This window comes from Blautia sp. An81 (genome assembly GCF_002161285.1).
GTDB lineage: Bacteria > Bacillota > Clostridia > Lachnospirales > Lachnospiraceae > Blautia > Blautia ornithocaccae.
Genome location: NZ_NFHH01000001.1, coordinates 76,657 through 101,066, shown reverse-complemented (window position 1 = coordinate 101,066; position 24,410 = coordinate 76,657). Strand labels below are relative to the sequence as shown.

General features: G+C 44.1%; 24 protein-coding genes. 21 read left to right on the top strand and 3 right to left on the bottom strand.

Features of this window, described 5'->3' with window-relative positions; translation table 11 throughout:
• The first annotated feature begins 1 nt into the window (after position 1).
• The 17 genes from B5G33_RS00450 to xerD all read left to right on the top strand — a co-directional run bounded on the left by B5G33_RS00450 (position 2) and on the right by xerD (position 17,670).
• On the top strand, positions 2 to 862 hold the full coding sequence (locus B5G33_RS00450) for an NAD(+)/NADH kinase (RefSeq protein WP_087267583.1): 861 nt from the start codon (positions 2 to 4) through the stop codon (positions 860 to 862).
• A gap of 9 nt (positions 863 to 871) precedes the next feature.
• Positions 872 to 1,324, top strand: a complete 453-nt coding sequence (locus tag B5G33_RS00445; RefSeq protein ID WP_087267586.1) for an arginine repressor — start codon at positions 872 to 874, stop codon at positions 1,322 to 1,324.
• A gap of 18 nt (positions 1,325 to 1,342) precedes the next feature.
• Complete coding sequence (gene recN / locus B5G33_RS00440; RefSeq protein ID WP_087416374.1) at positions 1,343 to 3,028, top strand: DNA repair protein RecN; 1,686 nt, start codon at positions 1,343 to 1,345, stop codon at positions 3,026 to 3,028.
• Positions 3,029 to 3,107: 79 nt separating this feature from the next.
• On the top strand, positions 3,108 to 4,301 hold the full coding sequence (spoIVB, locus tag B5G33_RS00435; RefSeq protein ID WP_087416373.1) for a SpoIVB peptidase: 1,194 nt from the start codon (positions 3,108 to 3,110) through the stop codon (positions 4,299 to 4,301).
• Between the two features lie 201 nt (positions 4,302 to 4,502).
• Positions 4,503 to 5,297, top strand: coding sequence for a sporulation transcription factor Spo0A (spo0A, locus tag B5G33_RS00430; protein ID WP_087267594.1), 795 nt, complete (start codon positions 4,503 to 4,505; stop codon positions 5,295 to 5,297).
• Positions 5,298 to 5,421: 124 nt separating this feature from the next.
• On the top strand, positions 5,422 to 6,867 hold the full coding sequence (gene glgA, locus B5G33_RS00425) for a glycogen synthase GlgA (RefSeq protein ID WP_087267597.1): 1,446 nt from the start codon (positions 5,422 to 5,424) through the stop codon (positions 6,865 to 6,867).
• 209 nt (positions 6,868 to 7,076) lie between these two features.
• Positions 7,077 to 7,745, top strand: a complete 669-nt coding sequence (locus tag B5G33_RS00420; protein WP_204247310.1) for a response regulator transcription factor — start codon at positions 7,077 to 7,079, stop codon at positions 7,743 to 7,745.
• Positions 7,742 to 8,761: a sensor histidine kinase gene (locus B5G33_RS00415; protein ID WP_087416372.1), complete on the top strand. Its 1,020-nt coding sequence runs from the start codon at positions 7,742 to 7,744 to the stop codon at positions 8,759 to 8,761. The genes B5G33_RS00420 and B5G33_RS00415 overlap by 4 nt, the downstream gene beginning before the upstream one ends.
• Positions 8,762 to 8,861: 100 nt before the next feature.
• Complete coding sequence (locus B5G33_RS00410) at positions 8,862 to 9,629, top strand: ABC transporter ATP-binding protein (RefSeq protein ID WP_087416371.1); 768 nt, start codon at positions 8,862 to 8,864, stop codon at positions 9,627 to 9,629.
• 16 nt (positions 9,630 to 9,645) lie between these two features.
• Positions 9,646 to 11,616, top strand: coding sequence for an ABC transporter permease (locus tag B5G33_RS00405; RefSeq protein ID WP_242974378.1), 1,971 nt, complete (start codon positions 9,646 to 9,648; stop codon positions 11,614 to 11,616).
• A gap of 66 nt (positions 11,617 to 11,682) precedes the next feature.
• Positions 11,683 to 11,868, top strand: a complete 186-nt coding sequence (locus B5G33_RS00400; RefSeq protein WP_087267600.1) for a hypothetical protein — start codon at positions 11,683 to 11,685, stop codon at positions 11,866 to 11,868.
• Positions 11,869 to 11,880: 12 nt separating this feature from the next.
• Positions 11,881 to 12,138, top strand: coding sequence for a spore coat protein (locus B5G33_RS00395; RefSeq protein ID WP_087267602.1), 258 nt, complete (start codon positions 11,881 to 11,883; stop codon positions 12,136 to 12,138).
• Positions 12,139 to 12,527: 389 nt separating this feature from the next.
• Complete coding sequence (recA, locus tag B5G33_RS00385) at positions 12,528 to 13,598, top strand: recombinase RecA (protein ID WP_204247315.1); 1,071 nt, start codon at positions 12,528 to 12,530, stop codon at positions 13,596 to 13,598.
• 11 nt (positions 13,599 to 13,609) lie between these two features.
• Positions 13,610 to 14,239, top strand: coding sequence for a regulatory protein RecX (locus tag B5G33_RS00380; RefSeq protein ID WP_087416368.1), 630 nt, complete (start codon positions 13,610 to 13,612; stop codon positions 14,237 to 14,239).
• Positions 14,240 to 14,413: 174 nt separating this feature from the next.
• Positions 14,414 to 15,928 (top strand): ribonuclease Y, encoded by a 1,515-nt coding sequence (rny, locus tag B5G33_RS00375; protein ID WP_242971376.1) that lies wholly within the window; start codon positions 14,414 to 14,416, stop codon positions 15,926 to 15,928.
• A 108-nt stretch (positions 15,929 to 16,036) separates the two neighbouring features.
• On the top strand, positions 16,037 to 16,600 hold the full coding sequence (locus B5G33_RS00370; RefSeq protein WP_087416367.1) for a stage II sporulation protein M: 564 nt from the start codon (positions 16,037 to 16,039) through the stop codon (positions 16,598 to 16,600).
• Positions 16,601 to 16,785: 185 nt separating this feature from the next.
• A complete protein-coding gene (gene xerD, locus B5G33_RS00365) occupies positions 16,786 to 17,670 on the top strand; it encodes a site-specific tyrosine recombinase XerD (RefSeq protein ID WP_087273890.1) in 885 nt (294 codons plus the stop codon).
• Positions 17,671 to 17,719: 49 nt separating this feature from the next.
• Here xerD and B5G33_RS00360 read toward each other — a convergent pair whose 3' ends face one another.
• Positions 17,720 to 18,778, bottom strand: coding sequence for a 3-deoxy-7-phosphoheptulonate synthase (locus B5G33_RS00360; protein WP_275532377.1), 1,059 nt, complete (start codon positions 18,776 to 18,778; stop codon positions 17,720 to 17,722).
• A 72-nt stretch (positions 18,779 to 18,850) separates the two neighbouring features.
• Positions 18,851 to 20,167: a polysaccharide biosynthesis protein gene (locus B5G33_RS00355; protein WP_087416554.1), complete on the bottom strand. Its 1,317-nt coding sequence runs from the start codon at positions 20,165 to 20,167 to the stop codon at positions 18,851 to 18,853.
• Between the two features lie 128 nt (positions 20,168 to 20,295).
• Between B5G33_RS00355 and B5G33_RS00350 the strand changes: the two genes are divergently transcribed.
• From B5G33_RS00350 to mnmA, 4 genes are read left to right on the top strand one after another with little or no spacing between them, the layout of a single operon-like run.
• Positions 20,296 to 20,736, top strand: coding sequence for an RrF2 family transcriptional regulator (locus tag B5G33_RS00350; RefSeq protein ID WP_087273895.1), 441 nt, complete (start codon positions 20,296 to 20,298; stop codon positions 20,734 to 20,736).
• 56 nt (positions 20,737 to 20,792) lie between these two features.
• Positions 20,793 to 21,989, top strand: a complete 1,197-nt coding sequence (gene nifS / locus B5G33_RS00345) for a cysteine desulfurase NifS (RefSeq protein ID WP_087273897.1) — start codon at positions 20,793 to 20,795, stop codon at positions 21,987 to 21,989.
• A gap of 34 nt (positions 21,990 to 22,023) precedes the next feature.
• Entirely contained in the window at positions 22,024 to 22,467 is a 444-nt protein-coding gene (nifU, locus tag B5G33_RS00340) for a Fe-S cluster assembly scaffold protein NifU (RefSeq protein ID WP_087416366.1), read from the top strand.
• Positions 22,467 to 23,561 carry a tRNA 2-thiouridine(34) synthase MnmA gene (gene mnmA, locus B5G33_RS00335; RefSeq protein WP_087416365.1) on the top strand — a complete coding sequence of 365 codons (1,095 nt, stop codon included), beginning with the start codon at positions 22,467 to 22,469 and terminating at the stop codon, positions 23,559 to 23,561. The genes nifU and mnmA overlap by 1 nt, the downstream gene beginning before the upstream one ends.
• Here mnmA and B5G33_RS00330 read toward each other — a convergent pair.
• Positions 23,550 to 24,350, bottom strand: a complete 801-nt coding sequence (locus tag B5G33_RS00330; RefSeq protein ID WP_087273905.1) for a histidinol-phosphatase HisJ family protein — start codon at positions 24,348 to 24,350, stop codon at positions 23,550 to 23,552. The genes mnmA and B5G33_RS00330 overlap by 12 nt on opposite strands.
• Between the last annotated feature and the right edge of the window lie 60 nt (positions 24,351 to 24,410).

Here is a 24,410-nt window from a genome sequence, read left to right as displayed (position 1 = left end):
TATGGATAATTTTTATATTATTGCAAACAGTGATAAAGACGAAGGACTGAAGATTGCTTCCCGGGTGGCAGGATACATAAAGAGCAAAGGAAAGAACTGCTATATCCGTCCTGCATCTACGGGGACCAGAGATAATCTTCATCACTATACGGACATAAATCAGATTCCTCAGGAAGTGGAATGTGTGCTTGTACTGGGAGGAGACGGAACCCTCCTGCAGGCGGCCAGAGATGTGGTCAGCCGGCAGATTCCTCTTTTGGGGATTAATCTGGGAACTTTGGGATATCTGGCAGAGATTGACAGCGGATCTATTGAACCGGCCCTGAATCATCTTATGGCAGATGAATATACCATTGAAAAACGGATGATGCTTAATGGGAAAGTATATCACCGGGGAAAAATGGTGGCAGAGGATGTGGCGTTAAATGATATTGTTATCGGAAGAGATGGCCCTATGGGAGTGACCAGGTTCCGAAATTATATCAACCAGGAATTCCTTAACGCTTATGCGGCAGACGGAATTATTATTTCTACGGCTACAGGCTCTACAGGATACAGCCTTTCAGCAGGAGGCCCTATTGTTTCCCCGGAGACCAATATCATGCTCATGACTCCTATCTCTCCCCACACTTTGAATACCCGGAGCATTATCTTCCCCGGCGAGGACGAGATTGGAGTGGAGATTGCTCAGGGAACTCACAGGGGAAATGGAAAGGCAGTGGCATCTTTTGATGGAGATACCAACATTGCCATGAATGTGGGAGACAGAATCGTGATCCGCCGGTCTGTAAAAGATACCAGGATCATTAAGATCAGTAACATCAGTTTTTTGGAGGTGCTCCGCACCAAAATGAGAGATTAGGAGGCAGATATGAAGATTGCCAGACATTCAAAAATTATAGAATTGGTCAATCATTATGATATCGAGACACAGGAAGAACTGGCTTCCAGGCTGAATGAGGCCGGATTTCGGGTGACTCAGGCCACTGTTTCCAGAGATATCCGGGAGCTGAACCTGACAAAAGTTGCAAAGCCAGGAGGAGGATCCAAATATATGGCTGTAACCTCTCAGGAAACTCCTGACGGAGAAAAATATATCCGGGTTCTGAGAGAAGCTTTTGTATCTATGGACGCGGCCCAGAATATCCTGGTGATCAAGACAGGAGTGGGAATGGCAAACGCAGCGGCGGTAGCCCTGGATCATATGAACTGGCGGGAAGTAGTGGGCAGTATTGCAGGAGACGATACTATTGCATGCTTCAGCAAAAGTCCTGAGGAAACATTGCAGCTTTTGAACAAAATAAAGAAAATCATCAATCAGTAAAAACGGGGTGGATCAGAGATGTTGGTGCATTTACATGTGAAGAACCTGGCGCTGATCCAGGAGGTCCAGGCAGATTTTGGACCGGGACTGAATATACTTACAGGAGAGACCGGCGCAGGAAAATCTATCTTAATGGGTTCCGTGAATCTGGCCCTGGGGCAGAAGATGTCCAGAGGCATGATCCGGGAAGGCGCACCTTATGCCCTGGTGGAACTGGTGTTTCAGGTAGATTCCTGTACAGAGGAAAAACTAAAAGAGCTGGATGTTTTTCCGGAAGAAGGTCAGGTTATCATAACCAGAAAGCTTATGGAAAATCGCAGCATCAGTAAAGTCAATGGAGAGGCCAGCACGGCAGGAAATATTAAAAAGATCGCAGCTCTTTTACTGGATATCCACGGACAGCATGAACATCAGTCCCTTCTTTATCCGGAGAAACAGATGGAGATTCTGGATGAATTCGGCGGCGGGGAGATTCTTGAAAAAAAAGAAGGAGTAAAAGGTTTTTACATAGAATACAGCAGGCTGAAAAAAGAGCTGGAAAGCTATCAGATAGATGAAGAGCAGCGGCGGCGGGAAATGGGATTTTTGGAATATGAGATCCAGGAGATTTCCCAGGCCCAGCTGAAGCCAGGAGAGGACCAGGAACTGGAGACTGTCTACAGAAAACTTGCAAATGGAAAGAAAATAACGGAAGGCCTTGGCAGCGTATATCAGATTACCGGATATGAAGGAGAAGGGATGGGAGCCCAGATGGGAAGAGCCATGCAGAAAATTTCCCAGATCCGGGAATATGACAGTGAACTGGAAAATATTTACAGCTCTATGGAAGACATGGACAGTCTTCTCAACGATCTGAACCGGGAATTGTCCTCTTATCTTTCGGAATTTGTTTTTTCAGATGAAGAATTTCAGGAAACGGAGAACCGTCTGGACCTTATTAATCATTTAAAATCCAAATATGGACATACTATTGAGGAAATTCTTTCTTACCAGGGTGAAAAAGAGAAAGAACTGGAAAGACTGGAAAATTTCCAGGCCAGAAAAAAAGATTTGGAAAGAAGGCTGGAGGAGCAGGAGATGCTTTTAAAGAAAGCTTCCCAGAAACTTACCAGATGCAGAAAAGATTGGGCTTCTATGCTGGAGGAGAAGATTATCCAGAGCCTTCAGGACCTGAATTTCTTAAATGTGGAATTTCATATTTCTTTCAGGGAAAAAGAAAGTTATACAGCCCAGGGAAAAGACAGTATAACGTTCATGATCTCTACCAATCCGGGAGAACCGGTGCTGCCTTTGCAGCAGGTGGTATCAGGAGGAGAACTTTCCAGGATCATGCTGGCAATCAAGACTCTGCTGGCAGATAAAGACCAGACGGAGACCCTGATCTTCGATGAGATTGACACCGGGATCAGCGGCAGGACTGCCCAGAAGGTAGCAGAGAAAATGAAGGTTATCGGAGAGAATCATCAGGTTCTGTGCATTACCCATCTTCCGCAGATTGCTTCTCAGGCGGATTACCATTATCTTATAGAGAAAAATGTGGAAAATATGGAAACAAGTACCAGGATCCGCAGACTTTCTTATGATGATTCTGTAGAAGAGCTGGCCAGAATGCTGGGCGGCGCAAAGATAACCGATGCGGTTCTGCAAAATGCTGCAGAAATGAAAGATTTGGCACAGCAACAAAAAAATACAAGATTGAAATAGACAAAAGGTCACATAATAAAAAGGGTACACAGTAGTGTGTATCCTTTTTTCGTATAAAATTAAGAGAGGATGTGATTTTTTGTCGAAAAAACGTAATTATCGTCTCTTTCTTTTCGGATTTTTATTAGCGGACCTGATAGCTGCGGGAGTTCTTTCTCTGGAAGAACTTAAAGACAGGATACCGGATACGGTCTATATCCGGTATGGACAGGAGGAAGGCCTGGGGGATTCTCTGGATATTCCTCTGATAACCTATCCAGAGACCATTGACGTGTCGGACAGAGGAAGCTATCAGATTCCCTGCTCGCTCTTGGGAATGCTCCCCCTGAAGAATGTACAGGTAGAGACGGTAGAGGATCAGTGGGTCTGCGTTTCAGGAAATCCTGTTGGACTGTACATGGAGACTCAGGGTGTGCTCATCGTAGATACGGGAGAGATTACAAACCAAAATGGTATAGCCCTGGAACCTGCGGCAAACATTGTCCAGCCAGGAGACTATATCCTGGAGGTAAATGGAAAAACAGTTTCCAGAAAAAGAGAACTAATTGCAGAAATTGAAGACTGCCAGGGGGAGAATGTAGAGCTGGTGGTAAATCGAAAGGGAGAAGAGATTCCCCTGTCTCTGGAGCCTGTGCTTACCCAGGAAGAAAATTATAAGCTGGGAATTTGGGTAAGGGATAATACCCAGGGAATCGGTACTATGACCTATGTGGATGAGAAAGGCAGATTCGGAGCCCTGGGACACGGTATCAGCGACACAGACACAGGAGAACTTCTGGATGTATCGGGAGGCGAACTTTATCAGGCCCAGATCGTTTCTATAATCCGGGGAGCCCAAGGCGTTCCGGGAGAACTTTCTGGTTATATTGAATATGAAGACGAGAAAAAAATCGGAACCATAGAGAAAAATACAGATATCGGGATTTTCGGCCAGATTTTTTCTGACACCCAGATTTCTGGTGAAAAGGTGAAGATCGGATACAAACAGGAAGTAAAAAAAGGAAAAGCCCAGATTCTTATGCAGTTAGAGGGAAAGGTGGAATATTATGATATAGAGATCACAGATATATACAGCAGTCAGCAGGATACCAATAAATCTTTCCAGATACAGGTGACAGATCCTGAGCTCTTGGCAAAGACAGGAGGAATCGTTCAGGGAATGAGCGGCAGCCCGATCCTTCAGGATGGAAAACTCATCGGCGCGGTAACTCATGTTTTTGTTCAGGATTCTTCAAAAGGATACGGGATTTTCATTGAAAATATGCTGGAATAAATCCAAACACTCTGGGAAGAAAATATGAAATATGTCGAAAAAGAAGAAAAGTTATCAGAATATATCGCTAATTGTAGTATGATTTAGCTTGATTCTGAAAACCACAAATAATATAATACTAATAGTCTTTAGGAATGGCGATTCTAGAGGGCGCCCGTCATTTCCTGAAGAATATGGCAACAAATATATGGAGGATAAGTAATGGAGAAGTTAAATGTCGCTATAGCAGATGATAATGAAAAAATGTTAGATTTACTTGGAAACCTGATAAATGAAGACCAGGAGCTGGAGTTAGTAGGACATGCCAGCAACGGCGCCGAAATATACGATATTATTAAGGAAAAAGAGCCCGATGTAGTCCTTCTGGACATTATAATGCCCAAAGTGGACGGTCTGACTGTTATGGAACGGGTAAGCAAAGATGTTGAACTGAAAAAGCATCCGGCCTTTATCGTCGTTTCTGCAGTAGGACAGGAACAGATTACAGAGGACGCTTTCCAGCTGGGAGCCAATTATTATATCCTCAAACCCTTTGACAATGACATGCTTCTGTCCAGGATCAAACATATCCGCCAGGAGAAAGAAGGCAGAAAGAAAGACCTGCGGAAAGTAAATGCCTATGAAAACAGTACCAGTTATTATGAGAGAAATCTGGAAGCAGATGTGACCAATATCATACATGAGATCGGCGTTCCCGCCCATATAAAAGGATATCAGTATCTCAGAGATGCCATTATCCTTTCTGTAAACGATATGGAAATGCTCAATTCCATCACAAAAATCTTATATCCTACCATAGCGAAAAAGCATCAGACCACACCAAGCAGGGTAGAAAGAGCAATCCGCCATGCCATTGAAGTGGCCTGGAGCAGGGGGAAAATGGACACTATCGACGAACTTTTCGGATATACGGTAAGTACAGGAAAAGGAAAACCTACCAATTCAGAGTTTATCGCCCTGATTGCAGATAAAATCAGGCTGGAATATAAAAAATAACACAATATACCTGGATTCCTTTAAAAAATCACTTTTCTTTGCATAAAAAATGGGGTATAATATCGTTAGATTTAGTCCGAAAAGGACAAAGAATCAGAATGTCTGGCAAGGAGGGTATTTTAAGGTGAAAAAGATATTATTTGTGGCCTCAGAGGCAGTGCCTTTTATAAAGACCGGGGGATTAGCAGACGTTGTAGGCGCATTGCCCAAGTGTTTCGACAAAAACTATTTTGATGTAAGGGTTATTATTCCGAAATATTTATGCATGAAGGAAGAGTATAAAAACCAGCTTCAGTATATTACCCATTTTTATATGGATATTGGCTACAGAAGAGAATATGTAGGCATTATGCAGCTGGAATATGACGGTATTAAGTTCTATTTCATTGACAATGAATATTATTTTTCAGGATATCAGCCATACGGAGACATCCGTTTTGATATTGAAAAATTTGCCTTTTTCTCAAAAGCAGCTCTTTCTATTCTGCCTACCATTGACTTCAGACCGGACCTGATCCACTGTCATGACTGGCAGACCGGACTGATTCCAGTATACTTAAAAGACGGATTCCAGGACAGCCCCTTCTATCAGGGAATTAAGACAGTTATGACCATACATAACTTAAAATTCCAGGGAACCTGGGACATTAAGACCATCCGTGAGCTGACAGGACTGCCGGCTTACTTCTTTACACCAGATAAATTAGAGGCATACAAAGATGCCAATCTGTTAAAAGGCGGTCTGGTATATGCAGATGCCATTACCACTGTAAGCAATACTTATGCAGAGGAGATCAAGACGGAATTCTACGGAGAAGGCCTTGACGGACTGATGAGAGCCCGCAGCAATGACCTCAGGGGTATTGTCAATGGTCTGGACTATAATGAGTGGAATCCGGAAACAGATCCTATGATCGCAAAGAACTTTAATGCCAAGACCTTCCGGAAGGAAAAGGTAAAGAATAAGACGGCCCTCCAGAGAGAGCTGGGATTAAACGAAGATCCAAAAGCTATGATGATCGGTGTCGTATCCAGGCTTACAGACCAGAAAGGATTCGACCTGGTGGCTTATGTAATGGATGAACTGTGCCAGGATAATGTACAGATCGTAGTTCTGGGAACTGGCGAAGAGCGTTATGAGAATATGTTCCGTCATTTTGCATGGAAGTATCAGGGCAAAGTATCTGCCAATATTTTCTATGACAATGCACTTTCCCACAGGATTTATGCTTCCTGTGACGCTTTCCTTATGCCGTCCCTTTTTGAGCCCTGCGGCCTGAGCCAGCTGATGAGCCTTCGTTATGGAACCCTTCCTATTGTAAGAGAGACCGGAGGTTTGAAAGATACCGTAGAGCCTTATAATGAATATGAGAGCACCGGCACCGGATTCAGCTTTAAAAATTACAATGCTCATGAGATGCTGGGAACCATTCGTTATGCGGAAGGCGTATACTACGATAAGAAGAGAGAATGGAATAAAATGATTGATCGGGCCATGGCAAAAGATTTCTCCTGGAATAATTCTGCAAAACAGTACGAGGAGATGTACAATTGGCTGATCGGAGGTTGACCATAGAAAATTAAAAATGGGCTGCTGCATTTAACATATGTTAAGAGTGAAGGACTCTGGAACTTTGTTAAAGGCGGCAGCTCTTTTTATTCTATAGGGCAGTCCGGAGGACTTTCCTATAGTATAAAAGCCCTCCGGGCGGGATGCACACGCCGCAATGAGGTATGTTACCGCCTTGCGGTATTTTAGAAAAAAACATGGAGGAAATAATGAAACTGCTGATCATAGAAGATGATGATAAACTGAGAACAGAACTGGCAAGATTTTTTTCTATGGAGGGATATGAGACGGAAGAACTTACGGACTATGAAAATCTGGAGGAAAGTGTCCTGAAAGCCCATGGAGACCTGCTTCTCCTGGACATAGGTCTTCCGGTGAACGATGGAAAATTCCTCTGCCGGAGCTTGAGAAAAAAGACTTCTTTGCCTATTGTGATCATTACCAGCCAAGATACAGAGATGAATGAGCTCCTCTGTATGAATTACGGGGCAGATGATTTTATGGCAAAACCCTTTAATCCCCAGATTCTTCTGGCCCATGTAGAAGCTGTGCTGAAGCGGACCATGGCAGGAAACAGAGAAGATGACAAGATAGAATGCGGAGGATTCTGGCTGGATGTATCCAGAAGTACCATAGGTGACGGAAGACAGGAAGCAGAGCTTACCAAAAATGAAAGCAGGATACTTTTCAGTCTTGCCAGAAACAGGGGGAAAATTCTGTCACGGGACCAGATCATGAACGACCTGTGGGACAGCGAACTGTTTGTAGATGATAATACTCTTACAGTAAATATGACCAGGCTCAGGGCTAAGCTGGAACTTCTGGGAAAAGCCCAGGCTATAAAAACTAAGAGAGGACAGGGATACCTTCTGGAATGAACTATAAAGATTATCTGAAAGACCACTGGCTTTCCATATGCATTGAAGCCCTTTTTCTTGTTACTCTCCTTATTTTCGGAGGACTTACCCAAATTCCTCTTTATTTCCTGGTAATAACAGGAGTCGGAAGTTTTCTTTTGGGCCTGGGGCTCCTTTGCTGGGATTATGGACGGAAAAAAGAATTTTATGAGGAACTTCGGGAGAAAGTCCGGGATTTGGACAAGGCATACCTTCTGCCGGAGATTTTAAGCGAGCCGGAATTTTTGGAAGGAAGACTTGCCTGCCAGGCTATGAAGGAAATGGGACGCTCTATGGCAGAACGGGTTAGCAGTTATGAACAAAAGCAGAAAGAATATAAAGAGTATATTGAACTCTGGGTACATGAGATCAAGCTGCCCATAGCCACAGGAAAACTGCTGGTGGAGAATAACCGTCAGTTTTACGATGAGAGTATGATAGAAGAGCTGGATAAAATTGATGCTTATGCGGAACAGGCCCTTTTCTATGCCAGAAGCAGTTATGTGGAAAAAGACTATGTACTGAAAAAAATTTCTCTGAGAAAGGTTACGTCAGAGGTACTGAAAAAGAATCGAAAACTCCTTCTGGAAGAAAAAATCTCTATACAGTGCCATGATCTGGATGTGGAAGTCTTCTCAGACAGCAAATGGCTGGCTTTTATCCTCCAGCAGATCCTCTCTAACAGTATCAAATATATGGGAGAGGGAGAGCGGACTCTGGAATGGTATGCAGAAAAGGGGCGGGAACAGGTGAAGCTGTATCTGAGGGATACGGGCATAGGAATTTCAGCTGGAGATCTTCCCAGAATCTGGGACAAAGGTTTTACTGGAGAAAATGGCAGGATCGGGAAAAAATCTACGGGAATTGGATTGTATCTGTGCAAAAAACTCTGTGAAAAAATGGGACACAGGATAGAAATTGTCTCGGCCAGGGGGAGAGGCTGCATGGTCATTATACGTTTCCCTTTAGGAAGTATGACAGAAGAGATTTTCCAGTAAAGAAAGGTTACAAAAATGAAAGGAAAGTGTAAGGTAAATCCATGGGAGAAAATAAGTCTTTCCTGTAAGATAAAAGTATCAACAGGAAAGGAGCAGAATCATGCATACAGTATTAGAGGTTGCAAATGTAGAGAAATACTATGGGAATAAAGGCAGCTTAACCAAGGCTCTGGACAAGATCAGCTTTGAAGTACAGGAGGGAGAGTTTGTAGGGATCATGGGGGCTTCCGGGTCTGGAAAGACTACCCTTCTGAACTGTATTTCCACCATTGACCGGGTTACCAGCGGGAAGATTATTGTTAATGATATGGATATTACACGGCTCAGAGGAAACCATCTGAACAGATTCCGCAGGGAAGAACTGGGATTTATTTTTCAGGAGTTTAATCTGCTGGATACTCTGACTGCCTATGAGAATATTGCACTGGCTCTCAGCATCCAGCGGGTAAAGCCGGAAAAAATCGCAGAAAAAGTGGAAAAGACTGCAAAGGAGCTGGATATTTCTTCGGTCCTCCATAAATATCCTTATGAAATGTCAGGAGGACAGAAACAGAGGGTGGCCTGTGCCAGGGCGATCATTACCCAGCCCCAGCTGGTGCTGGCAGATGAGCCTACAGGAGCTCTGGACTCCAAATCTGCCAGGATGCTGCTGGAAAGTTTTCAGTATATGAACCAGAAACTGGGAGCCACTCTCCTTATGGTGACCCATGACGCTTTTACGGCCAGTTATGCAGACAGGATACTTTTTATTAAAGATGGAAAGCTGTTTAATGAGCTTCACAGAGGGGAGGATTCCCGGAAGGAGTTCTTTGGCAGGATCATCGAGGTGGTCACTTTGCTGGGAGGTGAGCTGAACGATGTTCTTTAGGCTTTCTCTGAAAAATATGAAAAAAAGTTTTAAAGATTATGCCATTTACTTTCTTACTTTAATCCTGGGTGTGGCTATCTTCTATATTTTTAACTCCCTGGATTCCCAGCAGGCCATGTCAGTCATGGGAAACTCTACCTATGAGATCATAGATTTCATGATCCAGATGCTGGGAGGCGTGTCTGTGTTCGTTTCTTTTATCCTGGGCTTTCTCATTGTCTATGCCAACAACTTTCTTATTAAGAGACGGAATAAAGAATTTGGCATTTACATGACTCTGGGAATGGGAAAGATGCAGATTTCCAGGATCCTTTTAGGAGAAACTTTTCTCATAGGCCTGCTGTCTTTGGCAGTGGGACTGCTTATAGGAATATTTGGAGCCCAGTTTATGTCTCTTCTGGTAGTCCGGATGTTTAACGGCGTTATGGACGGCTATCAGTTTGTTTTTTCCGGAGATGCATTCTGGAAAACAATTTTATATTTTGGCATTATGTTCCTGATCGTAGCAGTGTTTAATGTTATAAGTCTTTCCAGGTATACATTGTCGGAACTTCTGGCAGCAGGAAGGAAAAATGAAAAGATAGGGATGAAAAATCCCATACGCTGTGTGGTGGTATTTCTGCTGGCTGTGGCAGACCTGGCTTATCAGTATTATCAGGTAAGCCATCCAGAGGAAATCACAACTTCCGGTATTTTGGTCATTATCCTGGCAGGCTGTGTGGGAACTTTTCTTTTTTTCTGGTCTCTTTCCGGCTTTCTTCTGCAGATTTTTCAGAAAAGCAGGAAATACTATCTTAGAGATCTGAACGCTTTTATCCTTCGACAGATCCACAGCAAGGTAAATACTATGGTTTTTTCTATGACCCTTATCTGTCTGATGCTGTTTCTCACCATTTGTGTTCTGGGAGGCGGTCTGGGGATTAACTTCAGCTTTCAGAAAATGCTTCGGGAACTGACGCCTGTGGATGTGAACTTTACAGATATTTCCGGAGCAGAAGCCAGTACCAAGCTGAAAGAAAAGGGATTTGACATGTCCCTTTTAGAAGATGGATATGTGGAAGTCAGCTTTTACAACACTCCTGAGCTTACTTTAAAGGATACTCTGGACAGAACGGGATTAGATGTAGATATCTCAGGACTGGCGGTGAATCTTGAGGGGAATGAAATTCAGGAAACTATTATGAAAGAATCTGAGTATAATCGTCTGGCTGCTCTGTACGGTATGGAGCCTGTAGAGGTAGAAGAAGATACCTATGCTATTGTCAGCGATTATGAAGTCACAGAAGAACTGAGAAACCAGCTTTTAAAGGCCGGAAAGACCATTTCTCTTAATGGAAAAACTTATGAGCCAGCTTACGAAAACTGCGTCTATGGATTTGTAGAAATGATGGCGAATCATGGAAATACCGGAATTTTTATCCTGGCAGACGATCAGGTCCGGGAAGAATGGAGAGGCAGCAGTTTTCTGGCAGGGGATTACCGGGCAGATACCCAGAAAGAAAAAGAGCAGATTGACCAGGAAGTCATGAAGTATGATGTGACCAATATGTCAGATGGCCTTCTGATCAACACAAAAATAGATATTATTGCAGTCAGCGGAGGACTTTCTGCTTCAGTTACCTTTGTATCCATCTATCTGGGTATTATTTTCCTTATCTGCAGTGCAGCCATACTGGCGTTAAAAGAGCTTTCTGAAAGCTCTGATAATAAGGAACGCTATGCTATGCTGCGAAAGCTGGGTACAGACGAGAAAATGATCAATCAGGCCCTTTTCCGTCAGATTGGAATATTCTTCTTTATTCCCCTGCTTCTGGCGGCTGTCCACTCTGTTTTCGGCATGATTTTTATAAAAATCGCTCTTCAGAGTTTGGGAAGGATTGACTACTTTTCCTCTGTTCTTGCCGCAGCAGTGATTTTTATCCTGATTTATGGAGCCTATTTTTTACTTACCTATTTTGGCAGCAAAAGGATTATCCGAAATCCTTAATGCCACATAAAAATCCGGATTTTTGTCATACTAACTGTGGAAACTAAATTTAAGGAGGAAAAGATCATGACAGAAATTTCGGTATTAGACCTTCAGAATCTTCGTCATCTCATTGGTGGTTTTGACACTACCCACTGTAAAATGCAGGACTACGCCCATGAGGCCCAGGACCCTCAGGTGAAGCAGTTTTTCCAGAAATCAGCCCAGTCTGCTCTGGAGAGCAAGCAGCAGCTTATGAAGTTTTTACAGTAGGAGGTAGAGAAGATGACAGATAAGACAATGGTGGCAGATACTTTGGCAGGAATCAACGGCGAATTGGTACGCTACGGAGAGATGATCTCTCAGACAGAGAATTCCCAGTTAAAACAGGTGCTGAAACAGATGCGGAACCAGTGCGAAATGTCTCAGGAGGAAATCTATCAGATTGCCAGAGCCAAGAGCTATTATGTTCCCGCAGCCTGTGCAAAGCCTGAAGAAGTGGCCCATGTGCGTTCTGTGCTCAGCCAGCCTGCTGTTCAGTAAGAAAAATCCGAAAACCATAGGGATAAGAAAAAGTCCTTTCCTCTTTTCGGGGGGAGAGGGCTTTTTTCACAGTTTTCAACAGGATTGAAAAGAGGATTTTTGGTGATTTTCCTGGGATTTACAGGGGCCTTTGGGACGTGTTATAATTTTCATAAACATATCAGAGAAATACATTCTATATTCTCAGAGAAGGTACAGAGCACCTCTTCCTTACAGCTCAGGCTCTTTCCGGATTCCTCCGGTTCCCCAGATAAAGACCGCTTTAACACAGGTAAAGAGTAAAAGAAACAGTTGACAATCCCTGAAAACTATACTATTATTGGATACATAGGCGAACATAAGTTCGTAGAAGGAAACAGCGAAATAAAAGGAGAAGAAAAATGGCACAGATGGTGAAAGAAGATAAATTAAAGGCATTAGATGCCGCTCTTGGACAGATAGAGAAACAGTTTGGCAAAGGCTCTGTGATGAAACTGGGAGATTCTGCAGCCAACATGAACGTGGAGACAGTTCCTACAGGCTCACTGAGCCTGGATATCGCTTTGGGCATGGGCGGGGTTCCAAAGGGAAGGATCATCGAGATTTACGGACCGGAGTCCAGCGGTAAGACCACAGTAGCTCTTCATATGGTGGCAGAAGTGCAGAAAAGAGGAGGCATTGCCGGATTCATTGACGCAGAGCATGCTCTTGATCCGGCTTATGCCAAAAATATCGGCGTAGATATTGATAACCTGTATATATCACAGCCGGACAACGGAGAGCAGGCCCTGGAGATTACAGAGACTATGGTCCGCTCCGGAGCTGTGGATATCATTATCGTGGACTCTGTTGCCGCACTGGTACCCAGGGCAGAGATTGAGGGAGATATGGGTGATTCCCATGTGGGACTCCAGGCAAGACTGATGTCTCAGGCTCTGCGTAAACTGACTGCCCATATCAGCAAGTCAAACTGTATCGTGATCTTTATCAATCAGCTTCGTGAGAAGGTAGGCGTGATGTTCGGAAATCCGGAAGTAACTACCGGTGGCCGGGCTCTGAAATTTTACTCTTCTGTCCGTATGGATGTAAGAAGGATCGAGACACTGAAACAGGGCGGAGAGATGGTAGGAAACCGTACCAGGATCAAAGTCGTGAAGAATAAGATTGCTCCTCCTTTCAAAGAGGCAGAATTTGATATTATGTTTGGAGAAGGCATTTCCAAAGAAGGCGATGTGCTGGATTTGGCAGCAGATCTGGGTATCGTAAATAAAAGCGGCGCCTGGTATGCTTATGATAATGCCAAGATCGGACAGGGACGTGAAAACGCAAAGAAATATCTGAAAGAAAATCCTGCTGTTCGCGAAGAGATTGAGAAAAAGGTGAGAGAGCATTACGGACTGGCTGTAGAGGAAGGAACTGAAACAGCAGGGAAGGAAGCGCCGGCTCAGGAAACTCTCCCTCTTGATACAGAAGAAGCATAAGGAGAATGCAGATGACTGTTACAGAGATCAGACCTGTGACAAAACAGAAATATCAGATAGAAGTGGAAGGCCATTCGCCTTTTGTCCTGTATAAAGGAGAAGTATTCCGGTACCATATAGAGAAAGACCGGGAAATTTCCCCGGAAATATACAGGGAGATTATAGAAGAAGTGCTGACAAAGAGAGCAAAGCTCAGAGCTCTGCATCTTTTGGAACAGGGAGACAGGACAAAAAAAGATCTGGAAGAAAAGCTTCTGAAAAACGGATATCCTCCGGAAGCTGCAGAAGCGGCGCTGGCCTATGTAGAATCCTTCCACTATATTGATGATAAAAGGTATGCCCTGTCTTATATTCAGAACCAGAGCGGAAGGAAAGGCCGAGCCAGGATTCAGATGGAGCTTCGCAGAAAAGGTGTTCCTCAGGAATATATTGACCAGGCCTTTCAGGAAATGGAAGAAGAGACGGACACGGAAGCTGTGATCCGGGAACTTGTTCAGAAGAAGCGAAGAGGGCAGGGGCCCATGGATGAAAAAGAGAAGCAGAGGCTTTACGGATTTCTCCTTCGCCGGGGATTTTCTACTTCAGATATCCTCTGTGTATTGAGAGAATTTTCTGAAGATGATGAAGGGAACCTGACATAGGGTTCCCTTGTATAAAATATACATAGACCCCCATTCTATTTCTTGGTTTTATGTTGACTTTTTTGTGAAATCAGTATAAAATTATACTGTTGTATTCGTACAATGAAAACTTAATAAGGAGGTGCTCCTGTGGCAATCAATGTAATCATTGCAATCGTTGCTGTAGCTGTTACATTGCTGATCGCAGTTCCTGTTACTGCCAATATTTCTGTTAAGAAAAAGACAGAGAAAGACGCAGAGACTATCGGAACCGCAGAAGTGAAAGCAAGAAACATTATAGATGAAGCATTGAAGACTGCTGAAACAAAGAAGCGCGAAGCTCTCCTGGAAGCAAAAGAAGAAAACCTTCGTACCAAGAATGAACTGGAGAAGGAGACAAAGGAGAGAAGAAACGAGCTTCAGAAGTATGAAAAGCGTGTTTTGTCAAAGGAAGAGGCTCTCGATAAAAAGGCAGATGCCCTGGAAAAAAGAGAAGCCGAATATGCAGCAAAGGAAGCAGATTTAAGGAAAAAAGAGAAAAAAGTCGACGAACTGCAGGGACAGAGAATACAGGAACTGGAAAGAATTTCAGGTCTTACCTCCGAACAAGCAAAAGATTATTTGTTGAAAACTGTTGAAGATGAAGTGAAAATTGACACCGCCAAGCTTTACAAGGAATTGGAGAGCAGGGCAAGAGAAGACGCGGACAAAAAGGCAAAAGAATATGTAGTAACTGCTATACAGAAATGTGCAGCAGACCATGTGGCAGAAGCTACAATTTCTGTTGTACAGCTTCCAAGCGATGAGATGAAGGGAAGGATCATTGGTCGTGAAGGCCGTAATATCAGAACCCTGGAAACTCTGACGGGAGTGGATCTGATCATTGATGATACGCCGGAGGCAGTGGTGCTTTCCGGATTTGATCCAATCCGCAGAGAAGTAGCCAGAATCGCTTTGGAAAAATTGATTGTAGATGGCCGTATCCATCCGGCCAGAATTGAGGAAATGGTTGAAAAAGCACAGAAAGAAGTCGAGACCATGATGCGGGAAGAAGGAGAAGCCGCAGCATTGGAAGTTGGGGTACACGGAATCCATCCCGAACTGATCAGACTTCTTGGACGTATGAAGTTCCGTTCAAGCTACGGTCAAAATGCTTTGAAACATTCTATTGAAGTGGCCCAGCTTGCCGGCCTTTTGGCAGGAGAAGTCGGAACGGATATACGTATGGCAAAACGAGCAGGACTGCTCCATGACATCGGAAAATCCATCGACCATGAAGTGGAAGGATCCCACATTCAGATTGGTGCTGACTTATGTAGAAAATATAAAGAATCCCAGACAGTCATTAATGCGGTAGAGGCTCACCACGGAGACGTAGAGCCTGCATCCCTGATCGCATGTCTGGTCCAGGCTGCAGATGCGATTTCAGCGGCAAGGCCCGGAGCAAGAAGAGAAACTTTAGAAACTTATACCAACAGATTAAAACAGTTAGAAGATATTACAAACTCTTTCAAAGGAGTGGACAAATCTTTTGCTATTCAGGCAGGAAGAGAAATTCGTGTTATGGTTGTACCTGAGCATGTCAGCGACAGCGATATGGTACTCCTGGCAAGAGATATTTCCAAGCAGATTGAAGCTGAGCTGGAATATCCGGGCCAGATAAAGGTAAATGTAATTCGCGAGTCACGAGTAGTGGATTACGCAAAATAAAGTCGACTTTGAATCTAATAGAGAGAGACTCTTACGAAAGTAAGGGTCTTTTTCTAATTCAGAGACTATTTTCAGGTCCAAAGACATAAACTGTATAGGGTGAAATGAATGAAAAAAAATCTGCGGCTGTTTCTTTTGCTGTATTTGGCAGGATTTGGGGCAGGAGTTCTGACAGCGGCTCTTTTTCTGGGAAAGACGGGGTATCAGACGGGACTGCTTCCCATATATCTAAATAAGCCTCCTGACTGGGAAGAAAGCATGCTGTTTCAAGAGCTCCTTTTTCAAAGGGGAAGTTTTTTCTTTGTAGGAGCTGTGTGCGGAGTTACTGTTCTGGGAACATTTTTTGCAGCAGGAGGTCTGTTGTGGGCAGGATTTTTGGGAGGAAATCTTGCCGCTCTTTTTTTGACGGAATGGGGACTTAAAGGGATGGGGGCAGGAATCCTCTGTATGGTTCCTCAGATCCTTTTCTATATTCCGGGATGGCTCCTCTATTTCTTTTCTATCATGCAGATGAGCAGGAAATCTCTTTCAGGACAAAAGCGCTATCGGGAGGACTATAAGTCCTATTTTTTCTTTATGTCCATGGCAGGGGTTCTCCTTTTGCTGGGAATCTGGACAGAAAGTTATGTCAATCAAAAAATTCTTGCCTGGATTTTAGAAAAAATTCTTTGAGTTCACAAAAAATTTACAAATGGTTCTTTACCACATGTAGTGGAAAATGAAAAGAGGGGTTTCGATATCTTGTGGAAAATGTCAAAATATCTGTTAACATAAAGGTTTTTGTTAAATTTAGGGTTTGATTTTTTACCAAGTCTTGATATATAATCGAACTATGTTTACAGAAGGGAAAAGAAAGAATGAAGTGCGAGATACAAGAATTTATTGATTATTTACATAAAACCAGGGGCACTTCAAAAAATACAGAAGTTTCATACGAGCGTGATTTGAAAAAGTTAGAAAAGTATTTAACAGAAGGGGGATTCGAAACCGCGGAACAGATAACTTCCACGGTTTTGAATTCTTATGTCCTTTATATGGAGCGGAAAAATTTTGCGGCTTCTTCAATATCCAGAAGCATCGCGTCTATCCGTGCATTTTTTCAGTTTTTGACGCAGAAATACAGGTGGAAGGAAAATCCTGCAGAGAAGCTGAAAGCGCCGAAGATTGAAAAGAAACTGCCGGACATTCTTTCGGTGGAGGAAGTGGAACTGCTCCTTAAACAGCCCAAAGAAAATACGGCTAAGGGGATCAGAGACCGGGCAATGCTGGAACTGCTGTATGCCACTGGTATCAGGGTGAGTGAGCTGATCAGCCTGAAGGTAAAAGATATAAATTTAAAATTAGGCTATCTGACTTGCAGCAGCGGAGAAAGAGAACGGGTGATTCCTTTTGGAACTACGGCAAAACAGGCAGTGGAGCATTACATGGAGGGTGCTCGGAAAATACTTCTGGGAGAACAGGAAAGTGACTATCTCTTTTTAAACTGTTCAGGAAAATCTATGAGCCGGCAGGGATTCTGGAAGGTTTTGAAAGGATACGCTGCTTCGGCAGGAATCCAGCAAGATATCACACCTCATACCCTTCGGCATTCTTTTGCGGCACATCTTGTACAGAACGGAGCAGACCTGAAGAGCGTACAGGAAATGATGGGCCATTCTGATATTTCCACTACACAGATTTATATGAATATGAATATCCATAAAATCCGGGATGTTTACATGAAAGCGCATCCCAGAAAATAGAAAGACTTTCCCACAAAGTTCAGGGAAAGTCTTTTTGCTCTGAGGAAATTTAACACAGCTCCGCAATGGTGTAAAGAAGCTTTTCTGTATCTTCCCAGCCAAGGCAGGGATCGGTAATGGATTTTCCATATACATGGTCGGGGCCGATTTTTTGACTGCCCTCTACCAGATAGCTTTCAATCATGACGCCTTTGACCAGTTTCTGGATGTCCGGGGACACCAGACGGCTGTGGAGGACTTCTTTGACAATACGGATCTGCTGTTCATACTTTTTACCGGAATTGGAATGATTGGCATCAATGATGACTGCCGGATTTTTCAGATCTCTTTTTTCATACATTTCCAGAAGAAGCTGGAGATCCTCATAGTGATAATTGGGAATGGTATTTCCATGTTTGTTTACAGCGCCTCTTAAAATAGTGTGAGTAAGGGGATTTCCCTCTGTCTTTACTTCCCAGCCTCTGGAAATAAAGTCATGGCCTCCCTGGGCTGCTACGACGGAGTTCAGCATAACAGAAAAGTCACCGCTGGTGGGATTCTTCATTCCAGCAGGAATATCCAGGCCGCTGACCATAAGGCGATGCTCCTGATTCTCCACAGAACGGGCGCCAATGGCCACATAGGAGAGCAAGTCGGAAAGATAATGCCAGTTGTCGGGATAAAGCATTTCATCAGCAGAGGTCAGGCCGGTTTCTTCCATGGAACGCATATGCATGTGACGGATGGCTAAAATTCCTGCCATAACATCTGGCTGGGCCTCAGGGTCCGGCTGATGGAGCATGCCTTTATATCCTTCTCCTGTTGTCCGGGGCTTGTTGGTATAGATCCGGGGAACCAGGACCAGACGGTCCGCTACTTTTTCCTGGACTTTTGCCAGGCGGTTTGTATATTCACATACAGAATCTTCATTATCCGCTGAACAGGGTCCTACGATTACCAGAAACTTATCAGAATCGCCGGTGATCACATCCTGGATCAGACGGTCTCTCTGCTCCTTTATTTTTTTCATTTCTTCGGACATAGGGGTCTGTTCCTTGACCTGGTCCGGAGAAGGCAGCTGTCTGACAAATTTAAAACTCATAGTATTCTCCTTTGTATTTTTATAAATATTTTACTTAGTCTCTCTAACAGAAAAATTATAATACAAGAAATCCCGGTTGTCGATACTTTTTCTCAGCAGTCAGGAAAAGTATTCCCTTAAAAAGCAGAGAGAAAGCCCTGTGACGAGGATTTCGCTGACAATAAGTCCCCATAGATATCCCAGGATGCCATATTCGGGAATGACAAAAAAGACAAAGGCGATCCGGACACCCAGTCCCAGAGTGTTCAGGATAAAGGACTGGTTAGCAGCTCCCAGGCCGTTTAGAATCCCGCTTAAAGTACCGGAAAGGTAGAGGCAGGGACAGATAAAGGACAGGGTTTTGATAAATGTGGCTGCAAATTCATTTTTAAAAAGAATCAGTCCCAGGAAATCTCCTGCAAAAAAGAAAAAAGCTGTGGATAAGAATCCTAAAATAAGGCAATATTTTACGGAGAGAAGGATAGCTCTGCGTATGGCCTTTCGATTGCCTACGGCCTGATTCTCTGCCACAGAGGGAAGAAGGACTGTAGATACGGCATTGGTTATGGCGGAAGGAAAAAGAATAAGAGGAAGGGCCATACCAGTGAGGACGCCATAAACAGACAGAGCAGAGCCGCTGTCCATACCGAAAAGCCGCAGATGACCAGGAATCAGTACAGACTCTATGCTGTGAAGGACATTTACAAGAAGCCGGCTGCAGGTCAGAGGAAAGGCCAGGGCCAGTATTTCTTTTAGGTCTTTTACAGGAGAGCGGAGACTCCTCAGACGGTAGCCATGCTTTTGATAATCCCAGAGGATTACCAGGAGAGAAAAGATCATGGAAACCAGCTCGCCTCCCAGTAAGCCTGCCACAGCCAGCATAGGAGTTACCGGCACATTCTGTTCCGTCAGAATGAGAAACATGCCATAGGAAACACCGACTCTGGCACTCTGTTCCAGAAGCTGGGCAGCAGCAGGAATGACCAGTTTTTTTCGGGCAAAGTAGTAACCGTTTACACAGGAATGAAGAGTGCCCATGGGAATAGAAAAAGCCATGAGCCGGAGCAGAGGAGCGCATCTTTCTTCCAGAAGAATATGAAGGGCAAACCAGGAAGCATTCTGATAAAGAACCGCAGAAACTACCAGGGCAATGGCTGTGGAAAGGGCTCCTGAGAGAACAAAAATGTCCCTGGCGCCCTGTTCGTCTTTTAAGGCTGCCCTGGCAGCGGTAAAGCGGGAGATGGCCGTCTGTATCCCGCCTACAGACAGGGCGAAGCAGAGGGTGTGGATAGGGAAGATAAGCTGGTAGATTCCCATGCCCTCTGCACCAATTGTCTGAGAGAGGAATATTCTATAGATAAAGCCGATGATTTTGGTGATAAATCCTGCTCCTGTGAGAAGGAGAGTTCCTTTCAGAAGCACGTGTTTATTTTCCATAAGATTTCCTTTTGCTTTTTCCATAATATATTCCAAAATTCTCCTTGACAGAACATGCTAAAGGTGATATTCTACATCCAGAATAGAAATCCGAGTAAAATAGTCGGAATTAAGAAGGGGCGATAACAGTGAAGCTATCTACAAAAGGCAGATATGGACTGCGGGCCCTTATTGACCTGGCGCTGTATGGTGAGAAAGAAGCCGTTTCCATCCAGAGTATTTCTGCCAGACAGATGATTTCAGACAGTTACCTGGAACAGCTGGTAAGGAAACTGAAAAAAGCAGGTCTTGTGACCAGCGTCCGGGGAGCCCAGGGAGGCTACAGGCTGGCAAAACCTGCCCAGGAGATTTCCGTGGGGGATGTTCTCAGGGCTTTAGAAGGCAGTATTGAGGCGGTTTCCTGCGGAGACGAGAATAACGCCAACTGCCTGGGGCAGGACCTTTGTGTAGCCAGATATGTCTGGGAGAAAGTGAATAAAAGCATTCAGGAGACCGTAGATTCTATTATGATCAGCCAGTTGGTGGAAGAAAGCCGCCGCATCCAGGAAAAAACCGGATCTGATATGTAGCAGTTCAGTCATATATCTGAACTCTTTGAAAAATGTGAAAATAGGAGAGGAAAGCTATGAAGACAAGGATTTATTTAGATAACGCAGCAACTACAAGAACCGCTCAGGAAGTAGTGGACGCCATGCTCCCTTATTTTACAGAGAGTTATGGAAACCCTTCCAGTATTTATGAGCTGGGACAGAGAAGCAAAGAAGCTATCACTAATGCCAGGGAAGAAATTGCCCGGGTTATCGGGGCAAAGACAGAAGAAATCTACTTTACCGGAGGGGGTTCTGAAGCGGATAACTGGGCCATAAAGGCAGCTTATGAAGCTTATAAGAATAAAGGAAATCATATTATCACTACCAAGATCGAGCATCATGCAGTCCTTCACACCTGTCAATATCTGGAAAAACAGGGCGCCCGGGTCACTTATCTGGATGTAGATGAGAATGGACTGGTAGATCTGGAGCAGCTTCAGAAAGCCATTAGCCCGGAGACCATACTGATTACCATTATGTTTGCAAATAATGAGATCGGTACCATTGAGCCAGTAAAGGAAATCGGAATGATTGCCAGAGAGCATGGGATTCTTTTTCACACAGACGCTGTCCAGGCCTTTGGCCAGGTGCCTATAGATGTAGATGAAATGAATATTGATATGTTAAGCTCCAGCGCTCATAAGATCAACGGCCCCAAAGGGATTGGCTGTCTCTACATCCGGAAGGGGGTAAAGATACGTTCTTTCGTACACGGCGGAGCTCAGGAGAGAAAGAGAAGAGCCGGCACAGAGAATGTTCCGGGAATCGTAGGATATGGGGTAGCGGCACGGATGGCAGCTGAGACCATGGAAGAGAGGACAAAGAAGGAGAAGGAGCTGAGAGACTACTTTATCCGCCGGGTTTTAGAGGAAGTGCCTTATGTACGCCTGAACGGAGACCCGGTAAAACGTCTTCCCAATAATGCCAATTTCAGCTTCCGGTTTATTGAAGGTGAATCACTCCTGATCATGCTGGATATGAAGGGGATTGCAGGCTCCAGCGGTTCTGCATGTACCTCAGGGTCTTTAGATCCTTCCCATGTACTTCTGGCTATTGGACTGCCTCATGAGATTGCCCATGGCTCTCTGAGACTGACTTTGGGAGCAGACACTACTAAAGAGGACTTAGATTATACCTTGGAGCAGATTAAAGAGATTGTGGCGAAACTGAGAAATCTGTCTCCCTTATATGAAGACTTTATAAGAAAACAGGAAAAAGCGGAAAATAAATAAAAAAGTTCATAAAAGAAAAATGGAGGAAGGAATAATGTACAGTGAAAAAGTTATGGATCATTTTCAGAATCCCAGAAATGTAGGAGAGATTGAAAATCCCAGCGGAGTAGGAACAGTAGGAAATGCAAAATGTGGAGATATTATGAGAATTTACCTGGATATTGATGAAAATCAGATTATCCAGGACTGTAAATTTAAGACTTTCGGCTGCGGCGCAGCCGTAGCTACCAGCAGCATGGCTACAGAACTGGTAAAAGGAAAAACCATACAGGAGGCCCTTCAGGTTACCAATAAAGCAGTAATGGAAGCTTTAGATGGCCTGCCTCCAGTAAAAGTCCACTGTTCTCTGCTGGCAGAAGAAGCCATTCATGCAGCTCTGTGGGACTATGCAGAAAAGAATGGGATTAAAATCGAAGGACTTTCTAAACCAAAGTCTGATATCCATGAAGGCGAAGAGGAAGAAGAGGAAGAGTACTGATGGAAAAGAAGAAAGTGGTAGTAGGTCTGTCAGGAGGAGTAGATTCTTCAGTGGCAGCCTATCTGCTGAAGAAGCAGGGATATGAGGTCATTGGAGTCACCATGCAGATCTGGCAGGAAGAAGAGCCTGAATTTCAGGAAGAAAACGGGGGCTGCTGCGGCCTCAGCGCTGTAGACGATGCCAGAAGAGTGGCGGCGAAGCTGGAAATCCCTTATTATGTGATGAATTTCAGGAAAGAGTTTAAGGAAAATGTCATCGACTATTTTATAAGGGAATACCAGGAGGGAAGAACACCAAATCCCTGTATTGCCTGTAACCGTTATGTGAAATGGGAGGCCCTTCTGAAGCGGAGTCTGGATATAGGAGCAGATTATATTGCCACAGGACATTATGCAAGAGTAGAACAGCTGGAAAACGGACGTTATGCCATTCGTAATTCGGTAACTGCCAGAAAAGACCAGACCTACGCTTTGTATAATCTTACCCAGGAACAGCTTGCTCATACTCTAATGCCTGTAGGAGCATATACAAAAGAGGAGATCCGTCAGATTGCCGCAGAAGCGGGAATTCCTGTAGCACATAAAAAAGATAGTCAGGAAATCTGTTTCGTGCCGGATAATGACTATGCGGGTTTTATCGAAAAAAGTACAGGACAAAAAATCCTTCGGGGAAATTATGTGAAAAAAGACGGGACTGTTATTGGGGAACATAAAGGAATTATCCATTATACGATTGGTCAGAGAAAGGGACTGAATCTTTCTATGGGGCATCCGGTGTTTGTTACAGAAATTCGGCCAGAAACAAATGAGGTGGTCATAGGGGAAAATGAAGAGCTCTTTGTGAAAAGTCTGGTCTGTGACCGGATGAATTACATGGCAATGGAAGAGATTAAAGAAGGGGAAATCCTTTCTGGTAAGATCCGATATAATCATCCAGGGGCCCCCTGTACCCTAAAAAAACTGGAAAATGGCAGAGTGCAGGTAGACTTTCTGGAGCCCCAGAGAGCTGTAACCCCGGGACAGGCTGTAGTCCTGTACCGGGGAGAGTATGTAGCTGGCGGCGGCATTATATTAGGGCCTGCACTAGAGCTTTAAGAACTCTGGCTTTCTTTCTTTAAAGATAGTATAGTATCGGAAACCACAGGCTTTTAAGAGCTCGCCGGTTTCCTTGAAATTATAGGCAATATGTTCTGGAGCATGGGCGTCAGAGCCAAGTGTCAGGATTTCTCCTCCCAGCTCCCGGTAGCGTGCCAGTACCTTTTCTGTAGGGTTGGGATGTCCCAGGCCATATTTGAAGCCTGCGGTGTTGCATTCCAGCCCTATCTGTTTTTCTATGAGCGTTTTCAGAATGGCGTCCAGGATATCCTGATATTTTTCGTAGGTATAATCCTGGTTCTGATTTGGACCGTAGCGTACAACATAATCGATATGGCCGCAGGTGTCAAAGCAGGAAAAAGTCTTCAGATTTTCCAGGAGCACTTCAAAATAGCGGTGATAAGCCTGATATTCGCTCCTTTCTTCAAAAAATGTCCGGTCATAAGGATCCATGTGATCTGCTACATGGGTGGAACCGATCAGAAAGTCAAAGGAAGCAGAGGATGCAATCTCTGGGATTACCTTTGTCAGATGGGGCTGCAGCCCCATTTCCATGCCAAAATAAATCTGGATACGGTCCCGGTATTTTTCTTTCAGCTCTCTCAGCTTTTTTTCATAGGCAGGAAGATCCAGGTCAAAGGAATAATCCCCTTCGGGGAAATCAGGGTCCAGATGCTCTGTAAAGCACATGGCGGGAAGGCCCAGCTGGATTCCTTTTTGTATCATTTCTTCCATAGGAACTTCACTGTCCCCGGAGAAAGAAGAATGAAGATGATAATCACAATACATAAAAGCAACTCCTTTTTGTAGATGTTTTTTACCTAATATAAGCATTATAAGGGAAATTTT